Here is a 19,460-nt window from a genome sequence, read left to right on the forward strand (position 1 = left end):
TTTGCGTATCTGATAAACTTGCTCTTTCCTGGTACACCGGCCGTAGCATTTGTTCCACTTTCTCGCCTCCCAGTTCATTCTTACTGTCTCGAATACTCTATTTCGACGAATTTCACATAAAATCCTTTAATTTAAAGGGAGATTGTACTGCATTTTTTTCATAATATGATATATTAGGTGAGGATAGTGCATAGGAGGATATTATAAATGAAACCTTATAAAAATAAAATAAATCGCATTCGTTCGTTCGCTCTGTCTTTAATTTTCATCGGTGTAGTCATTATGTATATCGGGATTTTCTTCCGTTCTAATGAAATTGTTATGCTAATCTTCATGCTGTTAGGTACACTAGCAATCATCGGGAGCACAGTCGTGTATGCATGGATTGGTACATTGTCTACACGAGCCGCTCGCGTGAAATGTCCGAACTGCGGAAAACATACGAAAATGCTCGGTCGAGTAGATATGTGCGGACACTGCCGTGAGCCATTGACATTAGATCCAGATTTAGAAGGTAAAGATTTTGATGTGGCATACAATAAAACAAAAAAGCCAAAAGAAGATTCATCAAACTAAAAGAGTGTAACCCTAAAGGGTTACACTCTTTTAGTTTGCGTTTGTATTTCGTCCCGCTGCACAGGCTGGACATGTACCGTACACTTCTAATCGATGTGAATTCACTTTAAAACCAGTTACATGCGCTGCTAGACGTTCCACTTCTTCAAGACCGGGATGATGAAAATCTACAATCTTACCACAATCATCACAAATGATATGATAGTGATCATGAGTCACAAAATCAAAGCGACTCGACGCATCACCATACGTTAACTCTTTTACAAGTCCCGCATTTTGAAACACTCGTAAATTATTATAGACCGTTGCTACACTCATATTCGGAAAATCCGCTTCAAGTGCTTTATAGATTTCATCAGCTGTCGGATGGGATTGAGAAGTGATTAAATATTCCAGAATTGCATGTCGTTGCGGAGTAATCCGCACACCACTTTCTTTCAATGTTACAAGCGCGTCTTTTAAATATACTCCTGGCATCGTAATGCACCTCACTTCATAAAGGTTACTTCTTTATAATCATTATAATTAGTGTACTCAATAAGAGGAGGTGCTGTCAACTTTTCTGCTAGAACAAAGGAAGTTTTAACGCTTGGATTGTATTAATAGCCTTTCGTCAAATCTACTATATTTACAAGATCTTTTTCACCCGTTAACCATTTAGCTAAGTTTGTTTCCATAATATCGAGCGAACGATTGATATACTGATCCGACATACTAGACATATGAGGCGATACAGTACAGTTCGGCAGTTCCCATAGCGCACTCGATTCGTCTAAAGGTTCTGTTTCGAAAACGTCCAGTACTGCATGACGGATTTCATTGTTTGTCAAAGCATCAATAATGACCTGTTCTTTAACCGCATCTCCCCTACCTACATTGACAAAAACAGCCGATTCTTTCATAGCTTTAAAATGTTCGGGCTGATAGATCCAGCGAGTATCCGGAGTGCTCGGCAAAATTGAAATTACATAATCAACTTCCGGTAGCTTTTCCATAATTTCAGGGAATAAAATAGTTTCATTCATCGATGCAATCCTAGTTCCTGAACGATTACATCCTATTGTATGTACGTGAAACGCTTGCAAAAGTCTGCCGATTTCTCCGCCAATCGCCCCCGTCCCAACGATTAGCGCTGTGCTCCCATTAACTTCGCCGGGCATCTTACCGAGTTCCCAACGTTTTTCAGCCTGCCTTTTATAGATACCTGGCAACCCACGCTCAATTGACAATAAATGAGCTACTACAGACTCCGCTAAAGGCATCTTATGTACACCGTGAGAATTAGTGACGATTACGCCTTTTTCTTGTAAAGATTTCAACGGCAAAACATCTACTCCTACAGCCGCCAGCATAACCCAGCGCAAAGACTTAGCTGTTTTTAGATTTTCATGGGTCAAATCTTCTTTCTCAGTCGCGATTACATCAATGTCTTCTAATGAAACTTCGTCAATAGATGCTGCGTATATAAACTCTACGCCGGGATACTTCCGGCTAATATATTCTTTAAATGAAGTTTTCACTTTAAATAAAAATAATACTTTCATAATATGCACCTCCTATTTAGTTAATTCTCGAAGTGTTATAAGTGCATTTTCCACGTGACCTTTCACACGAACTTTTCTCCACTCTTTTACTACAGTCCCTGTAGGATCATTTAAAAATGTAGACCGTTCAATCCCCATGTATTCCTTGCCAAAATTCTTTTTGAGTTTCCATACACCATACTTCTCCGCTACAGCATGGTCTTCATCCACTAGCAAAGAGAATGGCAAACCATGTTTTTCGATGAACTTCTGATGGGATGCTTCACCGTCAGGACTCACTCCTAAAATTACTGCTTGTAGGTCTTCAAATTCTTTCACCGAATCACGAAAATCACATGCTTGTGTCGTACAGCCTGGCGTGGAATCTTTCGGGTAAAAGTATAATATGACATATTTTTCACCTGAAAATTGTTTTAAAGAAACTACTTCCCCTTGTTCATTGGCTAAAGAAAAGGAAGGTGCTTGTAATCCTTCTAATGTCTCCACAATATAACCCCCTAAATAATTCTACTAAGAATCGCTATTCCATACTCTTTCTTATCGTAGCTGAAAATATCGAATTTTTCAATTTACTGCATCGTGACGCTGAAGGTGGAGACTTACAGTGAATTAGTGTTAAAATGGAAAGCGTATAATCGATTTGGAGGAATTACAAATGAACCGAGAAAATTCAGAAGCGATCTACGCACAAGCATGCGAACATATAGTAGGCGGAGTGAATAGTCCCGCACGCAGCTATAAAGCAGTAGGCGGTGGAGCACCCACTGTTATAGATCGTGCTCAAGGTGCTTATTTATATGACGTTGATGGCAATCGCTATATTGACTATTTAGGGGCATACGGACCTATTATTACAGGTCACGCACACCCGCATATTACAAAAGCTATTACAAAAGCAGCGGAAAACGGAGTACTTTATGGAACACCTACCCGCCACGAAGTTCAATTTGCAAAAATGTTGAAAGATGCTATTCCAGGAATGGATAAAGTACGTTTCGTAAATTCCGGCACAGAAGCAGTTATGACAACTATTCGTGTGGCAAGAGCTTATACGGGTCGTACGAAAATTATGAAGTTCGCTGGCTGCTATCACGGCCATTCCGATCTAGTACTTGTAGCCGCTGGTTCAGGACCCGCACAACTTGGGACACCGGATTCGGCAGGAGTGCCCGCTTCTATTGCAAACGAAGTAATTACGATTTCTTTCAATGATCCAGAAAACTATCAAGTTGCAATGGAAAAATGGGGAGAAGAATTGGCATGTATTTTAATCGAACCAATCGTTGGAAACTTTGGAATTGTTGAGCCGAATGAAGGTTTCTTGGAACTCGTTCATGAACTGGCTCGTCAAAAAGGAGTACTCACCATATACGATGAAGTGATCACTGCATTCCGTTTCCATTACGGGCCTGCACAGACAATGCTTGGATTACAGCCGGATCTTACAGCCTTCGGTAAAATTATTGGCGGTGGCTTGCCAATTGGAGCGTACGGTGGTAAAAAAGAAATCATGGCACAAGTAGCCCCTCTTGGTCCTGCATATCAAGCAGGTACAATGGCAGGAAATCCAGCGTCCATGCTCGCTGGAATCGCTTGTCTAGAAGTATTACAAGAGCAAGGTGTCTACGAAGAAATGGACCGCTTAGGAAGTATTCTCGAAGAAGGTATTTTACAACTAGCGAAACAACACGGTATTACGATGACGATCAATCGCTTAGGCGGCGCTCTGACATTATTCTTCACAGACGTCACTGTAGAAAATTACTTGCAGGCAGAAGCTACAGACGGTGAGATTTTCGCTCGATTTTTCAGAGAAATGTTAAGTAACGGCATTAACCTCGCCCCTTCTAAATATGAAGCTTGGTTCTTAACAACGGCCCATACAGAGAAGGATATCTTGGAAACTTTAGAAGCTGTAGATCGTTCATTTACCGTGTTAGCTCAACACAATGATTGACCGCTTTATAGCTATATTGTAAAGTAGCAAAAAAGAGTTTTTAAAGGAAAGGAATTACCCAATGAAACTTGGTGCCCGCGTCTTTAAGACGGGTATTGCGATTGTAATTGCTCTATTTCTTGCACAATTACTCGAGTTACCTACCGCAGTGTTTGCAGGAATTGCAGCCATTTTTGCAATCCAACCATCTATTTACAGATCCTACTTAACGATTGTTGAACAGCTACAAGGTAACCTAATCGGTGCCACAGTAGCAGTTGTCTTTACATTAATTTTTGGTCCGCAATTAATAGTCGTTGGATTAGCTGCAGTTATCGTCATGATTATTATGTTAAAACTCGGTTTAGAGAAGTCCATTTCACTGGCACTCGTCACAATGATTGCTGTTATGGAAGTAAAAGATGATAACTTCTTGACCTTCGCGTTGTTGCGTGTAGCCACTATTTTAGTAGGGGTCTTAGCAGCTTTCTTAGTAAATTTAGTGTTTATGCCACCGAAATATGAAACGAAATTGTTCCAAGCGATCCATTCAGCACAAGACGAAATCATTCGTTGGACGCGTTTGGCCGGACGTCAAGCATCTGAGCATTCCGCGACGAAGAAGTCATTAAGCAAAGTGAAAGAACGTCTCATGCAAATTGATCAGCTGTACTTGTTATTTAAAGAAGAACGTAGCTACATCAAAAAAACTTCCGCCACTAAAGCAAGGCGGCTCGTCGTCTATCGCCAAATGATCGCGACTACACGCAGTAGCTATGATGTATTAAAAAGACTTCACCAATTCGAAAATGAACTCATTAACCTTCCTGAACATTTTCGAATGATGATTCAAGAACGTCTAGAAGCTTTGTTAGTTTACCACGAGCAATTGCATTTAAAGTTTGTAGGAAAGTTAAAAGCAGAGCGTGATGAAGACGAATTGCACAGCGAATTTATCCAACGCCAAGAAGTGATGGAGATTTTTGCAAAAGAGATCGCTTTGACAAAAGAAGAAGAAGAATTTTCCGCTTACCATCTACTTCATGTATTGTCTTCTATGTTAAATTATGAAGAACAGCTCGAACATTTGGATACGCTAATCACTTCTTATCAAAACAGATTTGAAGACGAAGACAATGCTTTAGAGGATGAATTTTACTAAACGTGAACGCAACATGGAGTGGTATCAATATTAAAAAAATGCATGGCGGCTATGGCTTCCATGCATTTTTTTATTTTATTATGCACCAAGTTCTTGACGATTGAACAGACCCGCATAAGTTCCGTCTTTCGCCATCAGTTGTTGATGTGTGCCTGCTTCTTTTAGTTCTCCGTGATCAATTACATAAATACAATCAGCATGAGTAATCGTCGATAAGCGATGGGCTACGATTAACGTTGTACGTTCATGAGCCAATCGATCAAGTGAATCTTGAATAAGTGCTTCACTTTCCAAATCGAGAGCAGAAGTCGCCTCATCCAAAATTAACAAAGCCGGATTCTTTAAAAACACACGCGCAATAGCAATTCGTTGTTTTTGTCCACCCGATAATTTTACACCACGCTCTCCTACCCGCGTATCATACCCTTCTGCGAGTGTCTCAATGAAATCATGAGCATTCGCTGCTTTCGCTGCCGCAATTACTTCTTCATCGGTTGCATCCGGCTTCCCAATTAAAATATTACTTTTTACAGAGTCACTGAATAGAACAGAGTCTTGTAGTACCATGCCGATTTGATCGCGCAACGATTTCACTTTCACGTCACGAATATCTTTCCCGTCAACCTTTATAGCGCCGGCTGTGACGTCGTAAAAGCGAGGGATTAAACTGATGATCGTTGACTTTCCACCACCACTCATACCGACGAGTGCTATCGTCTGACCTGGTTGGATCGTTAAGCTAATGTTTTTCAGAACCATTTCCTCTTCATATGCAAAACTTACACGATCAAACTCTATGCCTCCTTTAAGTGGCGGTAATATTTCCGCATGCTCTTTATCTACTACATCATATTTCTCATTCATCAGATCGAGAACCCGATCCATAGAAGCGAAAGACTGTGTCAATGAGGTTGAAGAGTTCACCAAACGTCTCAACGGTGAATACAGCCGTTCAATAAAAGCAATAAATGCGACCATTGTTCCGACAGTTAACGAACCATTAATAACTTGGTAGCCGGCATATCCAATGACTAGTAAAGGGGCGACATCGGTTATCGTATTGACTACAGCAAAAGCTTTCGCATTCCAACGCGTATGATCCAGTGCACGATCTAAAAAATTAGAGTTTACTTCGTCAAAACGCTCTTGTTCTTTGTCTTCAATTGCAAAACTTTTTATAATACTAACTCCCGCCACTCGTTCATGCAAATAACTTTGAACGTCTGCTAACGCCTGCGATCGTTTTCTCGTCAATATACGCAATTTGCCAAAAAAGTGTTTGACGCTAAATGCATAAAATGGAAACGCGAGCAACGTTACGAGTGTAAGCTGGACATCCAACGTCAACATAATCGCAATCGCTATAACAATTGTTGCTAAATCAAGCCAAACATTCATTAACCCAATCATTACGAAATTCTTCGTTTGCTCTACATCGTTAATGACACGGGAAATCACTTCTCCGGCACGTGTATTGGAGTAAAAACGCAAACTGAGTTTCTGTAAATGTGCATACAGCGACTGCCGAATATCAAAAAGAATTTTATTACTAACATATTGCGCGTAATACTGTCGATAATACTCAACAGGAGGTCGAATCAAAAAGAACACGATAATTGTTCCACCGAGCCAATAAAATAAGTGCTTTGTTTTTTCGGGATCAGACATAGTCGGTGAACCGATAATATTATCAATTACAATCTTGATCAATAATGGTAAAAATAACGGAATAGCAAATTTTACTACCCCTATGAGGACAGTAAAGAGAATTTGCCAGTTATACGGTTTTACGAATTGAAGATAGCGTTTAATACTTTCACCCATACTGTGCCTCCTATGAATTTCGGATTCCTTATGATGAAAAAGGACAGACTGTCGAATTCAGTTAAAAAAACCTGACTCGCACGAATGCAAGCAGGTTTAGCGTCGTTCTTCCTGAATTTGCTTGTGGAATTCATATCTAGAAGTCCATACGTCAATGAAATCAGGTGCGAACGGTCCTTTTCTTTGTTTGATCCAGCCAAGTAATTTCTTTAAATTATCTTGCAGAATCTGATCAATTACTTCGGGATAATTCATTTGACGCTTGTGATCCGCGTATTCGTCTTCGTCTAAAATTAAGTAGCTCATATCGGGAAATACCTTTACGTCTAAGTCGTAATCGATATACTTCAATGACTTTTCGTCGTAAACAAATGGTGAACTCATATTTACGTAATAATAGACACCGTCTTCACGGAGCATGCAAATAATATTGAACCAGTTTTCTGCATGGAAATAGCAGATAGATGGCTCACGCGTTAGCCACGTACGTCCGTCCGACTCTGTCACAAGTGTACGCTCATTTCCTCCGATGACGATATTGCGTGTCCCTTTGAGTACGAGTGTTTCCTGCCAGACGCGGTGAATTTTACCGTTATGTTTGTAGCTGTGGATCTGAATTGATTCTCCTTCTTTAGGGATTGCCATTTTCTCTACCACCTTTAATCCTTATGCCACTAGACTCGCTATCTGTTCATTATACCAAGTGAGTTCCCAAAATTAAAACGTTTCAACCATCTATTTCATATTTACATTAATTTATTAGGTCTCCTGCATCTTTTTTGATAAATAAAAGCCGGTAGAAACGGCTTATATAAGCTGTTTCTACCGGCTTTATGGATGTTCACACTTAGTAGGAACCTTTATTTCGGTTCGCATTGTTACTTGACGCATTTTTCTTATTCGCTTCTGCTTGTTGAATTTGCTTTCTCACTTCGTTTACATCTGTTTCCGAAGCAAATTCTTCATTCATTGAAGATGGCGCTGAGGCAGACTGCATATTCATAGCAGACTGAGCATTTTGTTGACGCACTTGATTAACGTCCGTTTCGGAAGCGAACTCTTCATTCATCGGTTGTTGCATAGCAGATTGTGCATTCTGTTGGCGAACCTTTTTTGCGTCTGTTTTTGATGGATCGTACTGAGAATTTTGATTTGGTTGCTTGGGCATGGATTATTCACCTCCGTACCCACTATCATATCCAATCGATCTGTATTTATTCATATGATCGGAAAGAAAAGATTCCCATTTATGCATGTTGATTAATAATATTATTCACACTGTTAAAAGCGAGATAAGCGATAGAAATTAGTGGGTGGCTTGTGAGGTACAAGGGCTATCGCGATTGGATGGAATGAAGCTGACTTGAAGAGTCTTACGGCTTACGCTTCCAGACGATACGCTTTCCGGAGGGGACGCGGTGGACCCCGCAAAAGTGCGCTGCGGGTTACACCTGTCGTCCTTAATCCTCCCGGAGTCGATCGTCCTCCAGCTTCAGCCGTACTCAGAGTGTGCAAGACAGGTTGATCACTCTTTGTATGTGATGAAGAATACGTGGGCTTGTCAGGTACTTCATGTTCGTTTATTAGATGGGGCAAGGCTAACTTGAAGAGTCTTACGGCTTACGCTTCCAGACGATACGCTTTCCAGAGGGGGCGCGGTGGACCGTCAAGCGCTGCGAGTTACACCTGTCAAATGCAAAGATGTGCTCCTTCTCGCTACGCTTCACTCGCAAAAGCCGTCCTTCGCTACGGCTTTCCCTTATCCTCCCGGAGTCGATCGTCTTCCAGCTTCAGCCGAAACTTAGTGTGTGCAAGACAGTTTGATCACTCTTTGTATGTGGTGAAAGACCAACTAAATAGACTTGTCTGATACAATGCGACCGTTTTGAAGTTGAAAAGCGGTAAAGTGTTGCTAGCTACTATGACTGTTTCGACGAACTGAGTGAAAAAAGCAATGACTCTATATGTATTCAATCAGGCAATCCAAAGCTTTATCTACACTGTTCAGGAAGCAGAACTTACCCTACCCCAACTTCTGGACGAACACAAACTGACTTCCCGACACAAACTCAAGGATTCTCCCGGAAGAACCGGCGACTCCTGGAGGATCAGGACGACAGGCGTAATCGAAAGCGAACTTCTGGCGAGTCCGCCGCGTCCCCTCAGGAAAGCGTCCGGTTCTCTCGGGAGAATCCTAACACGTATACTCATTTTCTGCACCGCACTGGAAAAGTCACTTACCACATTCCAACTTCTGGACGAACACAGACTGACTTCCCAACACAAACTCAAGGATTCTCCCGGAAGAACCGGCGACTCCTGGAGGATCAGAGCGACAGGCGTAATCGAAAGCGAACTTCTGGCGAGTCCGCCGCGTCCCCTCAGGAAAGCGTACGGTTTCTCTCGGGAGAATCCTCACACGTACACTATTTCTACAAATCCTCATCAAGAGCACCTACTTTCCAAAAGAACCTCTACTTTCTTTAGACAATGAACATGCTTATTACCAATCAATACTTTCAATCATTTTAAGGACAGGTTTAGACTTCGGCAATGCATCTACTTGCTCTTTCGTAAAGAATTGTAATGAGTCATCTGTATTTATATCTGTTAGCTGCGCACGATAGGCATGAATATCCCACGTAATATGCGAAAATACGTGTGGAAATCTTGCTAATTCAGTAATATTTTTTAGTACCAACCCACTTTCTTTTTCAAATGCTTCCCACGCGGGCACTTCCTGCAACTCGATCATCGGAAACTCCCATAATCCGGCAAGTAGTCCTGTGCTAGGTCTTTTTTGCATTAACCATTCTCCTTCCGCATTTTGAATGGCAAATGAAGCGAGTGAAACATGTTTCATTTTTTGTTTTTTGCTTTTAATCGGAAGTTGCTGTTGTTTGCCTTCTTCGTGCGCTATACAAAACTCCCGGACTGGACATAATAAGCAGTGAGGATTAGGCGTACAAATAGTCGCACCCAATTCCATTAATGCCTGATTGAATGAAGATGGATCTTCTTCACATATAAGTTCCATAACCGCCTGTTCAAATAACTTTTTATTACGCGGCAGTGCAATATCTTCTTCGATCAACAAAATTCTTGAAAGCACACGCATGACATTTCCATCTACCGCATGTTCAGGCACACCATAGGCGATACTTAAAATCGCTCCTGCGGTGTAAGGACCTACTCCTTTTAAAGTGGAAATTTCTTTTCGGGTCGCCGGCACAGTGCCCCCGTAATTTTCAACTACTTCTCGTACACCAGATTGTAGATTACGGACTCTTGAATAATAACCTAAACCTTCCCACATCTTTAAAATTTCTTCTTCCGCTGCATTGGATAGATCCTGCATTGTAGGGAACTTCTCGATAAACCGTTCATAGTAAGGAATGACGGTCTCCACCCGCGTTTGTTGTAACATCACTTCCGATATCCAAATATAATATGGATCGTCTGTTTTCCGCCATGGCAAATCTCTTTTTTCTGCTGCATACCAAGACAATAATGCATGTTGGAATGCTTGTTTTTGTTCTATTATTTGCATAGTATCCTCAATTCTTTATTCAAATACTTTTAGTTCTTATACAAAAGGGTATATAATTAATATCATCATTGACAATAAACGACTCTTTCAGTAAAGGAGTGATTCTTTGGATACAGGCACACACATTGCTATGGGTGTTGCAATTAGCGGATTAGCACTCGCAGATTCAGTCGTGGCATCTGATCCTTCGACAATGGGCGCAGTTTTCGCTGGCATTATGGTCGGTTCATTAATCCCGGATATAGATACAGTATTAAAATTACGAAACAATGCTGTCTATTTACGCAATCACCGGGGGATTACTCATTCTGTACCAGCCGTTATGCTATGGCCATTGGTACTTTCGATTTTATTATCGTTCATCGTCCCTAGCGCACAATTTTTCCATGTATGGGCATGGACATTTCTAGCTGTGTTTATACATGTTTTCGTGGATATATTTAACTCGTACGGCACACAAGCTTTACGCCCATTTTCACAAAAGTGGGTAGCAATTGGAGTTATTAACACATTTGACCCTATTATCTTCGGTCTTCATATTATTGCAATACTCGCTTGGTTTTTAGGAACTGAACCTGTTGCCACGATGTCTACATTATACATCGTTTTGTTCTTTTATTATGTTTTGCGATTTGCAGTTAAAGCGGCTGTGAAAAATGCTGTGAAAAAAACATTACCTGGCGCAACGGATATTTTCGTTGCCCCTACTATGAATTTTTTCCAATGGCGTATAGCCGCCACTACAGAAACAGATCACTATGTAGGTAGAGCTTACGGGCGTTCAATCACTTTGTATGATCGATTCAAACGTGAAGTTATGCCTATTTCTCCACAGGTAGAAGCTGCACTGAACGATCCGAACATAAAAGCATTTGTATCCTTTTCTCCGCTATACCGCTGGTCGATTACACATGTGGAAGACTTATACGAAGTTCGTCTAATCGATTTACGTTATAGAAGTAAAGGGTACTACCCATTTGTAGCAGTGGCACATGTAAATGAAAAACTTGAAGTAGTTAATTCGTATACTGGTTGGATTTTCTCAGAAGATAAACTACGCAAAAAACTAAAGTTTATACCGAACAATTAAAGAACGTTCGTGCAAACTGGCACGAACGTTCTTTATATATAATTGGATGCAGAAAAGAAGTGCTATACATACTTTCCTATTCTTTTACTTACTTCCCACTCTTGACGTCTTTTAACATAGCGAGCGGCAATGCTTCGATAGCTTTCTCTCCCCCTAGACGATATCCCCATGCAAATAATCCTTTTAAATAATCTACTTGGAAGAACACACCTGTGTCCCCTTCAATACGATATATTTCACCTGGTACAATTGTTTCGGGGTCTACTAAATAAGATTGAACGAGAACCGCTTTGCGCTGATGCACCGCGTACTCACTAATCATCCCCATCTGTTCAGCTTTGCGCGCTTTTTCCATTAGTACACCGATTTCGCTGCGTAATTCATTTTCATTCATTTCACTGTAATGCTTTTCAGTAGCCATCTTCTTCATTCCTTTTCTTTTCAATAAATTGGTCTATTTGTTCGAGCGGGATTCCTTTTTGATACATTGATTGTTTTACACGCTGTCTTAAATTGGATCCGGAGTGTTTACTTTGATAGCGTCTCCAAGCCTTTTCTCCAAATGTTTCGGTAATATCAGACCATTCATCATCGTCTCTTTCAATCGTTACTTTACTGAGCACTTCTGAAATTTGTTGATAAGAGAAACCTTTTCTCGCCAATGTGTTTTGGATTTTTTGCTTCACCTGTGCTGGAGGTTGTGAGCTGTTTGAACGAATCGTTTTCTCAGCAAGTTTCATGGCATTGTCCATTTGATCTTCCATCGTGTATTCCTCCAATGCTTGAGTTTGAAGTTCTTTGGGTATACCCTTCTTATAGAGGGATTGCGCTATAGCTCGCGGCCCTTTTAGTGAACTGTTCTTTTCAGTACGGACGAGAGCTTCAGAAAACGCTTCGTCATTGAGAAATCCGAGTCTTTTCAGTTTTACGATAGCTTCCAGAACAACTGCTTCACCGTAGTCTTTTTCAAGAAGCTTCTTTTTGACTTCCATTTCACTCCGCATGCGGAAGGAAAGAAAATGCAATGCACGGTTAAATGCTTTTTCTATTTGATCTGCATAGACAATCTCATCAGTTGCCCAGTCGTCCAAAGGCATTCCTTTAGTGAGTTCGAATTTCACTAAAACTGATTCATGGACGCTAAAAGCGTATTGATCATCGACAAAAATATTATAACGTTCGTGATCTCTTTTTTGTTGTGATATTTTGGTAATAAGAGGCACTTCTTCATCACCTACTTTGTTCTAGTATACCGTTTCTTTTGGTGGTGGTCAGCAATAGTGTATTAATTTTTAAAGAATGGAGGGGAATCACTATGAAAGTGGTGATTACCGGAGGAACTGGTTTCATCGGTAGTATATTAACGGAGAAATTACAGAAGCAAGGACATGATGTCATCATCTTCACACGCAAACCTTCTTCACAACATAATGGCGTGCAGTATGTTCAATGGTTAACCGATCACGCATCTCCAGAAGATGAAGTCGGTGAAATTGATGCGATCGTTAATTTAGCAGGCGTATCCATTGATGATGGCAGGTGGACGGAGGAACGTAAAAAACAAATCCATGATAGTCGTATTACAGCGACAGAAGAAGTGTTACGTATTATCCAGGCACTTCCAAAGAAGCCGGCTGTTTTAGTAAATGCAAGCGCTATTGGCATTTATCCTCCATCGCTCACTGCGAAATATACCGAAGAATCTCAAGCAGTTGGTGATGATTTCTTAGCACGTACAGTTTACGATTGGGAAAACTTAGCACAGACAGCTACCAACTTCGGCGTACGTACTGTGTGTACTCGCTTTGGAATTGTCCTCGGTAAAAATGGCGGTGCACTTCCACTAATCCAGTTGCCCTATAAATTATTTGCAGGCGGAAAAATCGGCTCAGGTAATCAATGGTTTTCTTGGGTTCATGTTGAAGATGTGGCTAGAGCTATATTATTTTCAGTGGAAAACGATTCCGTCAAAGGCCCAGTGAATGTAGTGGCGCCAAGTCCGATGCATATGAACGCATTCGGCAAAACGATTGCCAACGTATTGCATAGACCGCACTGGTTTCCAGTCCCAAGTTTCGCTATGGAGTTAGCATTAGGAGAAAAAAGTATTATTGTACTTAAAGGGCAACATGTCATTCCTAAAAAATTGCTAGAGAATGGATTTACGTTCAGCTACCCATCTCTAGAACCTGCATTAAAGGATTTACTATAATAGGTAAGCTTGCGGGAATCGTTAGGTGCCTGCAAGCTTTTTTACATAGAATATAGTCAACTGCACATACTCAGTAAAAGGAGTGATGTAGTATGACCCAACATATATCAGGAGTCTTATTAGCGGTCTGCTTGTTCATTGTAGGTGTCGTAGTGAATCCGTTCGCAGTGCAGGCGGAAGCATTCCATTGGGGTTTTAAAAAATCGACAGACGGCATACCGCCTTCAGCCGGTGCACAGCTCGATCAATTACTTGACGAATACGGAGCGCTTTATAAAGGACAGGACAATAAAAAAGTGGTGTATTTAACATTTGATAATGGATATGAAAACGGCTATACCGAAAGCATTTTAAACACTTTAAAAGAAGAAAACGCACCTGCTACGTTTTTTTTAACAGGCCACTACGTAAAAAGTGCAAGTGATTTAGTAAAAAGAATGGTGAAAGATGGGCATGGTATCGGCAATCATTCGTACGATCATCCAAATATGGCCAATCTATCTGAGCGACAAATGAAAGAAGAATGGCAAAAGTTAGATGACATCGTACGTACCACGACTGGACAGAAACGCACGGTTTATGCAAGACCGCCTGAAGGAGTGTTTAACGCGAAATTATTACAAGTGGGAAATGATTTAGGTTATCGGCATATTTTCTGGTCAGTCGCGTTTATTGATTGGTACAGAGATCAGCCGAAAGGAAAAGCGTATGCTTACAATGAACTTATGAGCCAGCTACACCCGGGAGCAGTCATTTTAATGCATACCGTATCTCCTGATAATGCCGAAGCGCTACCTGACTTTATTCGCGATGCAAAAAAACAAGGGTACGCTTTCCATACATTAGACCAATTAGTAGCTGCGTACGAATCCAAACATTCTACTCTTCAATAAATAAGAGACCTTATCTGTGTATAACCAGCCAACAGATAAGGTCTCTACTTATTTGGTTCATCTTCAATTTGCATTTTCTTATTCGTAGTTATCCAATACTTCGACTACTATTGGACAGTTACGGATCCCCTCCTTCGTTATTATGTGTCTAGGATTCGATTCGTCTCTATAACTACGACCTCCTTTTCTTTTGATTATTCTTACTATACCAACTATTCAGTTATTTGTAAAGCGTTTTACGTAGAATTTCTAAAAAGATTTTTTATTGAACTTTCGTATAGTGTTTTATGTTTCTTCTGCATTTATTTATTCTAAAATATCAGATTGAAAAAGAAAGCATTTTCGTATACGATATCAATGATGGAAAGAGGTGGATGTATGGACACATCACAGAATAAAGACCAAGTCGTCGAGTTGAAAAATCGTTTCAATCAGTTTATTGAAACATTAGAAGCGGTGGAACCAGAAAATACGGATATCCAAGACATCGATCGACTAATTACGTTATTAGATGAATTAGAAGAACAGATGGACAGTTATAAAAAATAAAAACTGTAATGGGGGATTTGAGATGTACATAGAGTCTATTGAGAAAAGTATTTATGATCTAATTTGCGAAACGTCCACAAACTTGCCGAAAGATGTACGTCGCGCGATTCTTGCAGCGAAAGAACAAGAGAATAAAGGGACTAGTTCAGCGATGAGCCTTGACACAATCGCTAAAAATATTAATATGGCGGATGATAAATTGTCCCCTATTTGCCAAGATACCGGCCTGCCTACATTTAAAATCAAAACACCAATCGGAGTCAATCAATTAGAAATCAAAGCAGCCATCTTAAAAGCAATAGAGCTTGCTACTCAACACGGGAAGCTTCGCCCAAACGCTGTTGATTCATTAACTGGTGATAATAGCGGAAACAACTTAGGTTTAGGTTTACCTGTTGTGAAGTTCGAGCAATGGGAAGAAGATTATATCGAAGTAAAGCTAATCCTTAAAGGCGGTGGCTGTGAGAACAAAAACATCCAATACAGTCTGCCTACTGAACTTGAAGGACTTGGACGTGCCGGGCGTGACTTGGACGGAATCCGTAAATGTATTTTACATTCTGTTTATCAAGCTCAAGGTCAAGGTTGCTCAGCAGGATTTATTGGTGTAGGAATTGGCGGAGACCGTTCTTCTGGTTATGATTTAGCAAAAGATCAACTGTTCCGTGATGTAACGGACGTGAATCCAATCCCTGAACTAGCTAAACTAGAAGACTATGTACTAGAGAAAGCAAATACACTAGGAATTGGTACGATGGGCTTTGGCGGTGAAGCGACTTTACTCGGATGTAAAATTGGTGTTATGCACAGAATTCCAGCAAGCTTCTATGTATCTGTAGCGTATAATTGTTGGGCATACCGTCGTATGGCAGTAAATATTCATGCGGAAACTGGAGAAATTACACATTGGCATTATAATGAAGGCGAGAAAATCGCGTTTGAACAACCAGCGGAAGAAGCAACATCTACAGCACGTGTAGTGGAGTTACAAGCTCCTATTACAGAAGAAGAAATTCGCGACTTACGCGTTGGAGACGTAGTGAAAATTTCCGGTCGCATGTACACGGGCCGCGACGCAATCCATAAGCACTTGTCAGAAAATGATGCGCCTGTAGACTTAAACGGGCAAGTAATTTATCATTGCGGACCTGTTGTGCTGAAAAATGATGAAGGCAAGTATGAGATTAAGGCAGCGGGCCCAACTACTTCTATTCGTGAAGAACCTTATCAAGGCGATATTATGAAGAAATTTGGTATTCGCGCAGTTGTTGGTAAAGGTGGCATGGGACCGAAGACATTGGCTGCCCTTGAAGAGCACGGCGGCGTGTATTTGAACGCAATTGGCGGAGCTGCACAGTATTATGCTGATTGTATTAAAGAAGTGGAAGGTGTCGACCTATTAGAGTTCGGTATTCCGGAAGCTTTATGGCATTTACGTGTAGAAGATTTTACAGCTGTTGTTACAATGGATTCAAATGGGAATAGTTTGCATGCGGATATTGATAAGTCTTCACTTGAAAAGTTATCTCAGTACAAAGACAAAGTTTTTAGCTAATGTAAAATAGTATAGATTGCCAGGGGCTGTCCAGAATGTCAGTAATGTCTGATTTTCTGTGATGGCCTCTTTTTTGACTTGTTTGTTTTGTATAGAGTGAGCAGGTTTACGACCGCTGAGTTATTGTTTCTAGATGGTGGGGATTCGATGGATTGAAGTGTTAGGAGACGTAGGTAGGTCGTTACGTTGCGTTCCAGCCGGACGCGTTCGGGAGGGAGGGCGTGCGGTGAATGAAGTGTGCTCCTAATGCTTCGCTTACACTGTACCCATTAGCTACAAGTAATTATTACGTAATGGCTTATAGGTCAGTTATCGGTGGTCTTTTTTTAGTTACATGCTTTTTGTAACACTTTTTCTCAATAACTGATATACTATAGATAATAATAATTATAACTTCATAATTATTCTCTTTAGACGCCCGAGAAGTCGATTCTACTAATGTAGAATCGGCTTTCCTGCTTTAATTAGAGATTTGAAATTGAAATTCATTATCAATTAGGAGGAGATCAAATGACAATCCATGTAACGGAACAACCTAAACAAGAAATTGATTGGTCCGCTCGATTAGAGTTAATCGCTGCGATTCTATCAGGTGTATTAATTATTGCCGCCTGGCTATTGAGTAAAAATGGTACGGGGGCTTTTTCGGTCACTTTGTATATCATTGCTTTTTTAATAGGTGGCTATGCTAAAGCTAAGGAAGGCATTGAAGAGACGATTAAGAATAAAGAATTGAATGTTGAAATGCTAATGATCTTTGCAGCGATCGGCTCTGGCATTATTGGCTACTGGGCGGAAGGTGCTATTTTAATATTCATTTTCGCCATTAGTGGTGCACTAGAAACATACACATTAAATAAGAGTCATAAAGAGATATCTTCATTGATGGAAATGCAGCCTGAAGAAGCGTGGCTACTGAAGGAAAACGGCATCGAAGAAAAAGTATCTATTTCTTCTTTGTCGATTGGCGATACTCTTCTTGTAAAACCCGGAGAACGAGTTCCTGTAGACGGTGTAATAGTGAGCGGCATTACATCCATCGATATGTCTGCAATCAATGGGGAGTCTATACCAGTAACTAAGGAAGAGCATGATGAGCTATTTGCCGGAACAGTGAATATTAGCGGAGCAATCCGTATGACTATGACAAAGCCAAGCTCCGAAACTTTATTTCAAAAAATTATTGCGATGGTTCAAAATGCACAAAGTGAAAAATCGCCCTCTCAACAATTCATTGAACGATTTGAAGGTTCTTATGTGAAAATTGTATTGGTTGCGGTCGTTATCATGATGTTCCTTCCCCACCTTTTATTTGATTGGGATTGGACGACAACATTTTACCGTGCAATCGTATTGTTGGTCGTCGCTTCCCCTTGTGCACTAATGGCTTCCATTATGCCAGCTACATTAGCGGCTGTATCCAATGGAGCTAAACGAGGAGTATTATTTAAAGGTGGTGTCCATTTAGAACATTTGAGTACGTTAAATGCCTTTGCTTTTGATAAAACTGGTACATTAACAACTGGGCAGCCAGTCGTCATGGATTTCATCGTTCGGGAAGGAACAGATCCTAAAGAAGCGCTTGCTCTATTTGCGGGAATTGAGGCAATGTCTAATCACCCGTTAGCTAAAGCGATCACTAAATACGCGGATGAACAGCAAGTAGTTCCTGAACGTGATCTTCATATAGAAGATGTTCCTGGATTCGGTATCAAAGCGGAAACAACAAAAGGAAATATTTTTATCGGTAACCCTAAATTTGTCGGTGTAGATTTAGTCGAAAACTTTAAAGGTGCGATTGCCGCTTCCCTTGCGAATGAAGGGAAAACAGTGATTTTCATGAAAGATGAGCAAGGGATTGTTGCACTGGCAGCATTGAAAGATACTTTACGACAAGAAGCCGTCTCTTCTATCAAAGCCCTGCAATCTCTCGGTATTCAAACAGTGATGTTAACCGGAGACAACGAAACAACTGCCCATGCAATTGCAGAGGAAGTTGGCGTAAATTCTTATGTAGCTGAATGTTTGCCGGAAGAAAAAGTAATGCACATCAAGAAATTGCTGGAAGAGTATCGGACAGTAGGTATGGTAGGAGATGGGATCAATGACGCACCTGCTCTTGCGACAGCAACTTCTGGTATCGCAATGGGGGAAGGTACGGACGTAGCGCTTGAGACAGCTGACGTTGTTTTAATGCAAAATGACTTGAACCGACTATCTTACGCTATTAAACTCTCACGGAAAATGCAACGAATCGTTAAGCAGAATGTCTTTTTCTCTATTGCGGTCATCGCGATCCTGATCATTGCAAATTTCATGCAAGTAGTGGACTTACCTTTAGGCGTAATTGGACACGAAGGTAGTACGATATTGGTCATACTTAACGGCTTACGGATGCTTAATAAAATAGATGCATAAATTAAAAAGCATGAAGACATTCGCCTTCATGCTTTTTTCTATGTAGGGGCTGTCCAATAAGTCCCTAAAATAAATTAGGCAGAGAAAAACGAATCGTTTTTCTCTGCCTGATTTTGGTTTGTAGTCGTTCGCAGCTGTAAGTAGCCCGCGG

At 40.7% G+C, this 19,460-nt stretch carries 19 protein-coding genes (1 of these 19 only partly in view); 9 read left to right on the forward strand and 10 right to left on the reverse strand.

Translation table 11 applies throughout. The features are described from left to right. Positions 1-49 carry the 5' end (the start) of a nucleotidyltransferase-like protein gene (locus DV702_RS09420; protein ID WP_371682757.1) on the reverse strand. It extends 812 nt beyond the left edge of the window, so only the first 49 of its 861 coding nucleotides appear in the window; its start codon is at positions 47-49; its stop codon lies beyond the left edge, outside the window. A gap of 158 nt (positions 50-207) precedes the next feature. On the opposite strand from DV702_RS09420, the gene DV702_RS09425 reads away from it, so the two are divergent. After that, positions 208-576, forward strand: coding sequence for a YgzB family protein (locus DV702_RS09425; protein WP_114924521.1), 369 nt, complete (start codon positions 208-210; stop codon positions 574-576). A 30-nt stretch (positions 577-606) separates the two neighbouring features. On the opposite strand, the gene perR is transcribed toward DV702_RS09425, so the two are convergent. The 3 genes from perR to bcp form a co-directional block, all read right to left on the reverse strand. Next, the gene (perR, locus tag DV702_RS09430; protein WP_114924522.1) at positions 607-1,053 is read right to left on the reverse strand and encodes a peroxide-responsive transcriptional repressor PerR; all 447 of its coding nucleotides are present in this window, start codon (positions 1,051-1,053) and stop codon (positions 607-609) included. A gap of 122 nt (positions 1,054-1,175) precedes the next feature. Next, positions 1,176-2,120 carry a D-2-hydroxyacid dehydrogenase gene (locus DV702_RS09435; protein WP_114924523.1) on the reverse strand — a complete coding sequence of 315 codons (945 nt, stop codon included), beginning with the start codon at positions 2,118-2,120 and terminating at the stop codon, positions 1,176-1,178. Between the two features lie 12 nt (positions 2,121-2,132). Continuing rightward, positions 2,133-2,606 (reverse strand): thioredoxin-dependent thiol peroxidase, encoded by a 474-nt coding sequence (gene bcp / locus DV702_RS09440; protein ID WP_114924524.1) that lies wholly within the window; start codon positions 2,604-2,606, stop codon positions 2,133-2,135. A 169-nt stretch (positions 2,607-2,775) separates the two neighbouring features. Between bcp and DV702_RS09445 the strand changes: the two genes are divergently transcribed. Both DV702_RS09445 and DV702_RS09450 read left to right on the forward strand, forming a co-directional pair. Then, positions 2,776-4,077 (forward strand): glutamate-1-semialdehyde 2,1-aminomutase, encoded by a 1,302-nt coding sequence (locus DV702_RS09445; protein ID WP_114924525.1) that lies wholly within the window; start codon positions 2,776-2,778, stop codon positions 4,075-4,077. A 61-nt stretch (positions 4,078-4,138) separates the two neighbouring features. After that, positions 4,139-5,218: an FUSC family protein gene (locus tag DV702_RS09450; RefSeq protein WP_114924526.1), complete on the forward strand. Its 1,080-nt coding sequence runs from the start codon at positions 4,139-4,141 to the stop codon at positions 5,216-5,218. Between the two features lie 78 nt (positions 5,219-5,296). On the opposite strand, the gene DV702_RS09455 is transcribed toward DV702_RS09450, so the two are convergent. The 4 genes from DV702_RS09455 to mutY all read right to left on the reverse strand — a co-directional run bounded on the left by DV702_RS09455 (position 5,297) and on the right by mutY (position 10,592). Further along, entirely contained in the window at positions 5,297-7,042 is a 1,746-nt protein-coding gene (locus tag DV702_RS09455) for an ABC transporter ATP-binding protein (RefSeq protein ID WP_114924527.1), read from the reverse strand. 96 nt (positions 7,043-7,138) lie between these two features. Continuing rightward, positions 7,139-7,687 carry a nucleoside tri-diphosphate phosphatase gene (locus DV702_RS09460; RefSeq protein WP_114924528.1) on the reverse strand — a complete coding sequence of 183 codons (549 nt, stop codon included), beginning with the start codon at positions 7,685-7,687 and terminating at the stop codon, positions 7,139-7,141. 202 nt (positions 7,688-7,889) lie between these two features. Beyond that, positions 7,890-8,210: a gamma-type small acid-soluble spore protein gene (locus DV702_RS09465; RefSeq protein WP_114924529.1), complete on the reverse strand. Its 321-nt coding sequence runs from the start codon at positions 8,208-8,210 to the stop codon at positions 7,890-7,892. A 1,335-nt stretch (positions 8,211-9,545) separates the two neighbouring features. After that, positions 9,546-10,592, reverse strand: a complete 1,047-nt coding sequence (gene mutY, locus DV702_RS09475) for an A/G-specific adenine glycosylase (protein WP_114924531.1) — start codon at positions 10,590-10,592, stop codon at positions 9,546-9,548. Positions 10,593-10,698: 106 nt separating this feature from the next. On the opposite strand from mutY, the gene DV702_RS09480 reads away from it, so the two are divergent. Next, entirely contained in the window at positions 10,699-11,682 is a 984-nt protein-coding gene (locus tag DV702_RS09480) for a metal-dependent hydrolase (RefSeq protein ID WP_114924532.1), read from the forward strand. An 88-nt stretch (positions 11,683-11,770) separates the two neighbouring features. Here the strand turns inward: DV702_RS09480 and DV702_RS09485 are convergent, their stop codons facing one another. After that, the gene (locus tag DV702_RS09485; RefSeq protein WP_114924533.1) at positions 11,771-12,103 is read right to left on the reverse strand and encodes a YfhH family protein; all 333 of its coding nucleotides are present in this window, start codon (positions 12,101-12,103) and stop codon (positions 11,771-11,773) included. Then, positions 12,093-12,905 carry a recombination regulator RecX gene (recX, locus tag DV702_RS09490; protein WP_114924534.1) on the reverse strand — a complete coding sequence of 271 codons (813 nt, stop codon included), beginning with the start codon at positions 12,903-12,905 and terminating at the stop codon, positions 12,093-12,095. The genes DV702_RS09485 and recX overlap by 11 nt, the downstream gene beginning before the upstream one ends. Positions 12,906-12,997: 92 nt before the next feature. Here recX and DV702_RS09495 point away from each other — a divergent pair, with 92 nt between their 5' ends. The 5 genes from DV702_RS09495 (at position 12,998) to DV702_RS09510 (ending at position 19,309) form a co-directional block, all read left to right on the forward strand. Then, entirely contained in the window at positions 12,998-13,894 is an 897-nt protein-coding gene (locus DV702_RS09495; protein ID WP_114924535.1) for a TIGR01777 family oxidoreductase, read from the forward strand. Between the two features lie 92 nt (positions 13,895-13,986). Then, complete coding sequence (locus DV702_RS09500; RefSeq protein ID WP_114924536.1) at positions 13,987-14,787, forward strand: polysaccharide deacetylase family protein; 801 nt, start codon at positions 13,987-13,989, stop codon at positions 14,785-14,787. Between the two features lie 378 nt (positions 14,788-15,165). Beyond that, a complete protein-coding gene (locus tag DV702_RS17020) occupies positions 15,166-15,336 on the forward strand; it encodes an SE1561 family protein (RefSeq protein ID WP_205407159.1) in 171 nt (56 codons plus the stop codon). 22 nt (positions 15,337-15,358) lie between these two features. After that, a complete protein-coding gene (locus DV702_RS09505; protein ID WP_114924537.1) occupies positions 15,359-16,891 on the forward strand; it encodes a fumarate hydratase in 1,533 nt (510 codons plus the stop codon). Between the two features lie 510 nt (positions 16,892-17,401). Beyond that, entirely contained in the window at positions 17,402-19,309 is a 1,908-nt protein-coding gene (locus tag DV702_RS09510; protein WP_114924538.1) for a heavy metal translocating P-type ATPase, read from the forward strand. Positions 19,310-19,460: the final 151 nt, after the last annotated feature.

It is taken from the genome of Sporosarcina sp. PTS2304, assembly GCF_003351785.1.
Lineage (GTDB): Bacteria > Bacillota > Bacilli > Bacillales_A > Planococcaceae > Sporosarcina.

Bases quoted from the DNA above. Each gene is read 5' to 3' on its own strand.
- DV702_RS09425 (WP_114924521.1), top strand. From the start codon at position 208: ATGAAACCTTATAAAAATAAAATAAATCGCATTCGTTCGTTCGCTCTG.
- perR (WP_114924522.1), bottom strand. From the start codon at position 1,053: ATGCCAGGAGTATATTTAAAAGACGCGCTTGTAACATTGAAAGAAAGT.
- DV702_RS09435 (WP_114924523.1), bottom strand. From the start codon at position 2,120: ATGAAAGTATTATTTTTATTTAAAGTGAAAACTTCATTTAAAGAATAT.
- DV702_RS09445 (WP_114924525.1), top strand. From the start codon at position 2,776: ATGAACCGAGAAAATTCAGAAGCGATCTACGCACAAGCATGCGAACAT.
- DV702_RS09450 (WP_114924526.1), top strand. From the start codon at position 4,139: ATGAAACTTGGTGCCCGCGTCTTTAAGACGGGTATTGCGATTGTAATT.
- DV702_RS09455 (WP_114924527.1), bottom strand. From the start codon at position 7,042: ATGGGTGAAAGTATTAAACGCTATCTTCAATTCGTAAAACCGTATAAC.
- DV702_RS09460 (WP_114924528.1), bottom strand. From the start codon at position 7,687: ATGGCAATCCCTAAAGAAGGAGAATCAATTCAGATCCACAGCTACAAA.
- DV702_RS09465 (WP_114924529.1), bottom strand. From the start codon at position 8,210: ATGCCCAAGCAACCAAATCAAAATTCTCAGTACGATCCATCAAAAACA.
- mutY (WP_114924531.1), bottom strand. From the start codon at position 10,592: ATGCAAATAATAGAACAAAAACAAGCATTCCAACATGCATTATTGTCT.
- DV702_RS09485 (WP_114924533.1), bottom strand. From the start codon at position 12,103: ATGGCTACTGAAAAGCATTACAGTGAAATGAATGAAAATGAATTACGC.
- DV702_RS09495 (WP_114924535.1), top strand. From the start codon at position 12,998: ATGAAAGTGGTGATTACCGGAGGAACTGGTTTCATCGGTAGTATATTA.
- DV702_RS09500 (WP_114924536.1), top strand. From the start codon at position 13,987: ATGACCCAACATATATCAGGAGTCTTATTAGCGGTCTGCTTGTTCATT.
- DV702_RS17020 (WP_205407159.1), top strand. From the start codon at position 15,166: ATGGACACATCACAGAATAAAGACCAAGTCGTCGAGTTGAAAAATCGT.
- DV702_RS09505 (WP_114924537.1), top strand. From the start codon at position 15,359: ATGTACATAGAGTCTATTGAGAAAAGTATTTATGATCTAATTTGCGAA.
- DV702_RS09510 (WP_114924538.1), top strand. From the start codon at position 17,402: ATGACAATCCATGTAACGGAACAACCTAAACAAGAAATTGATTGGTCC.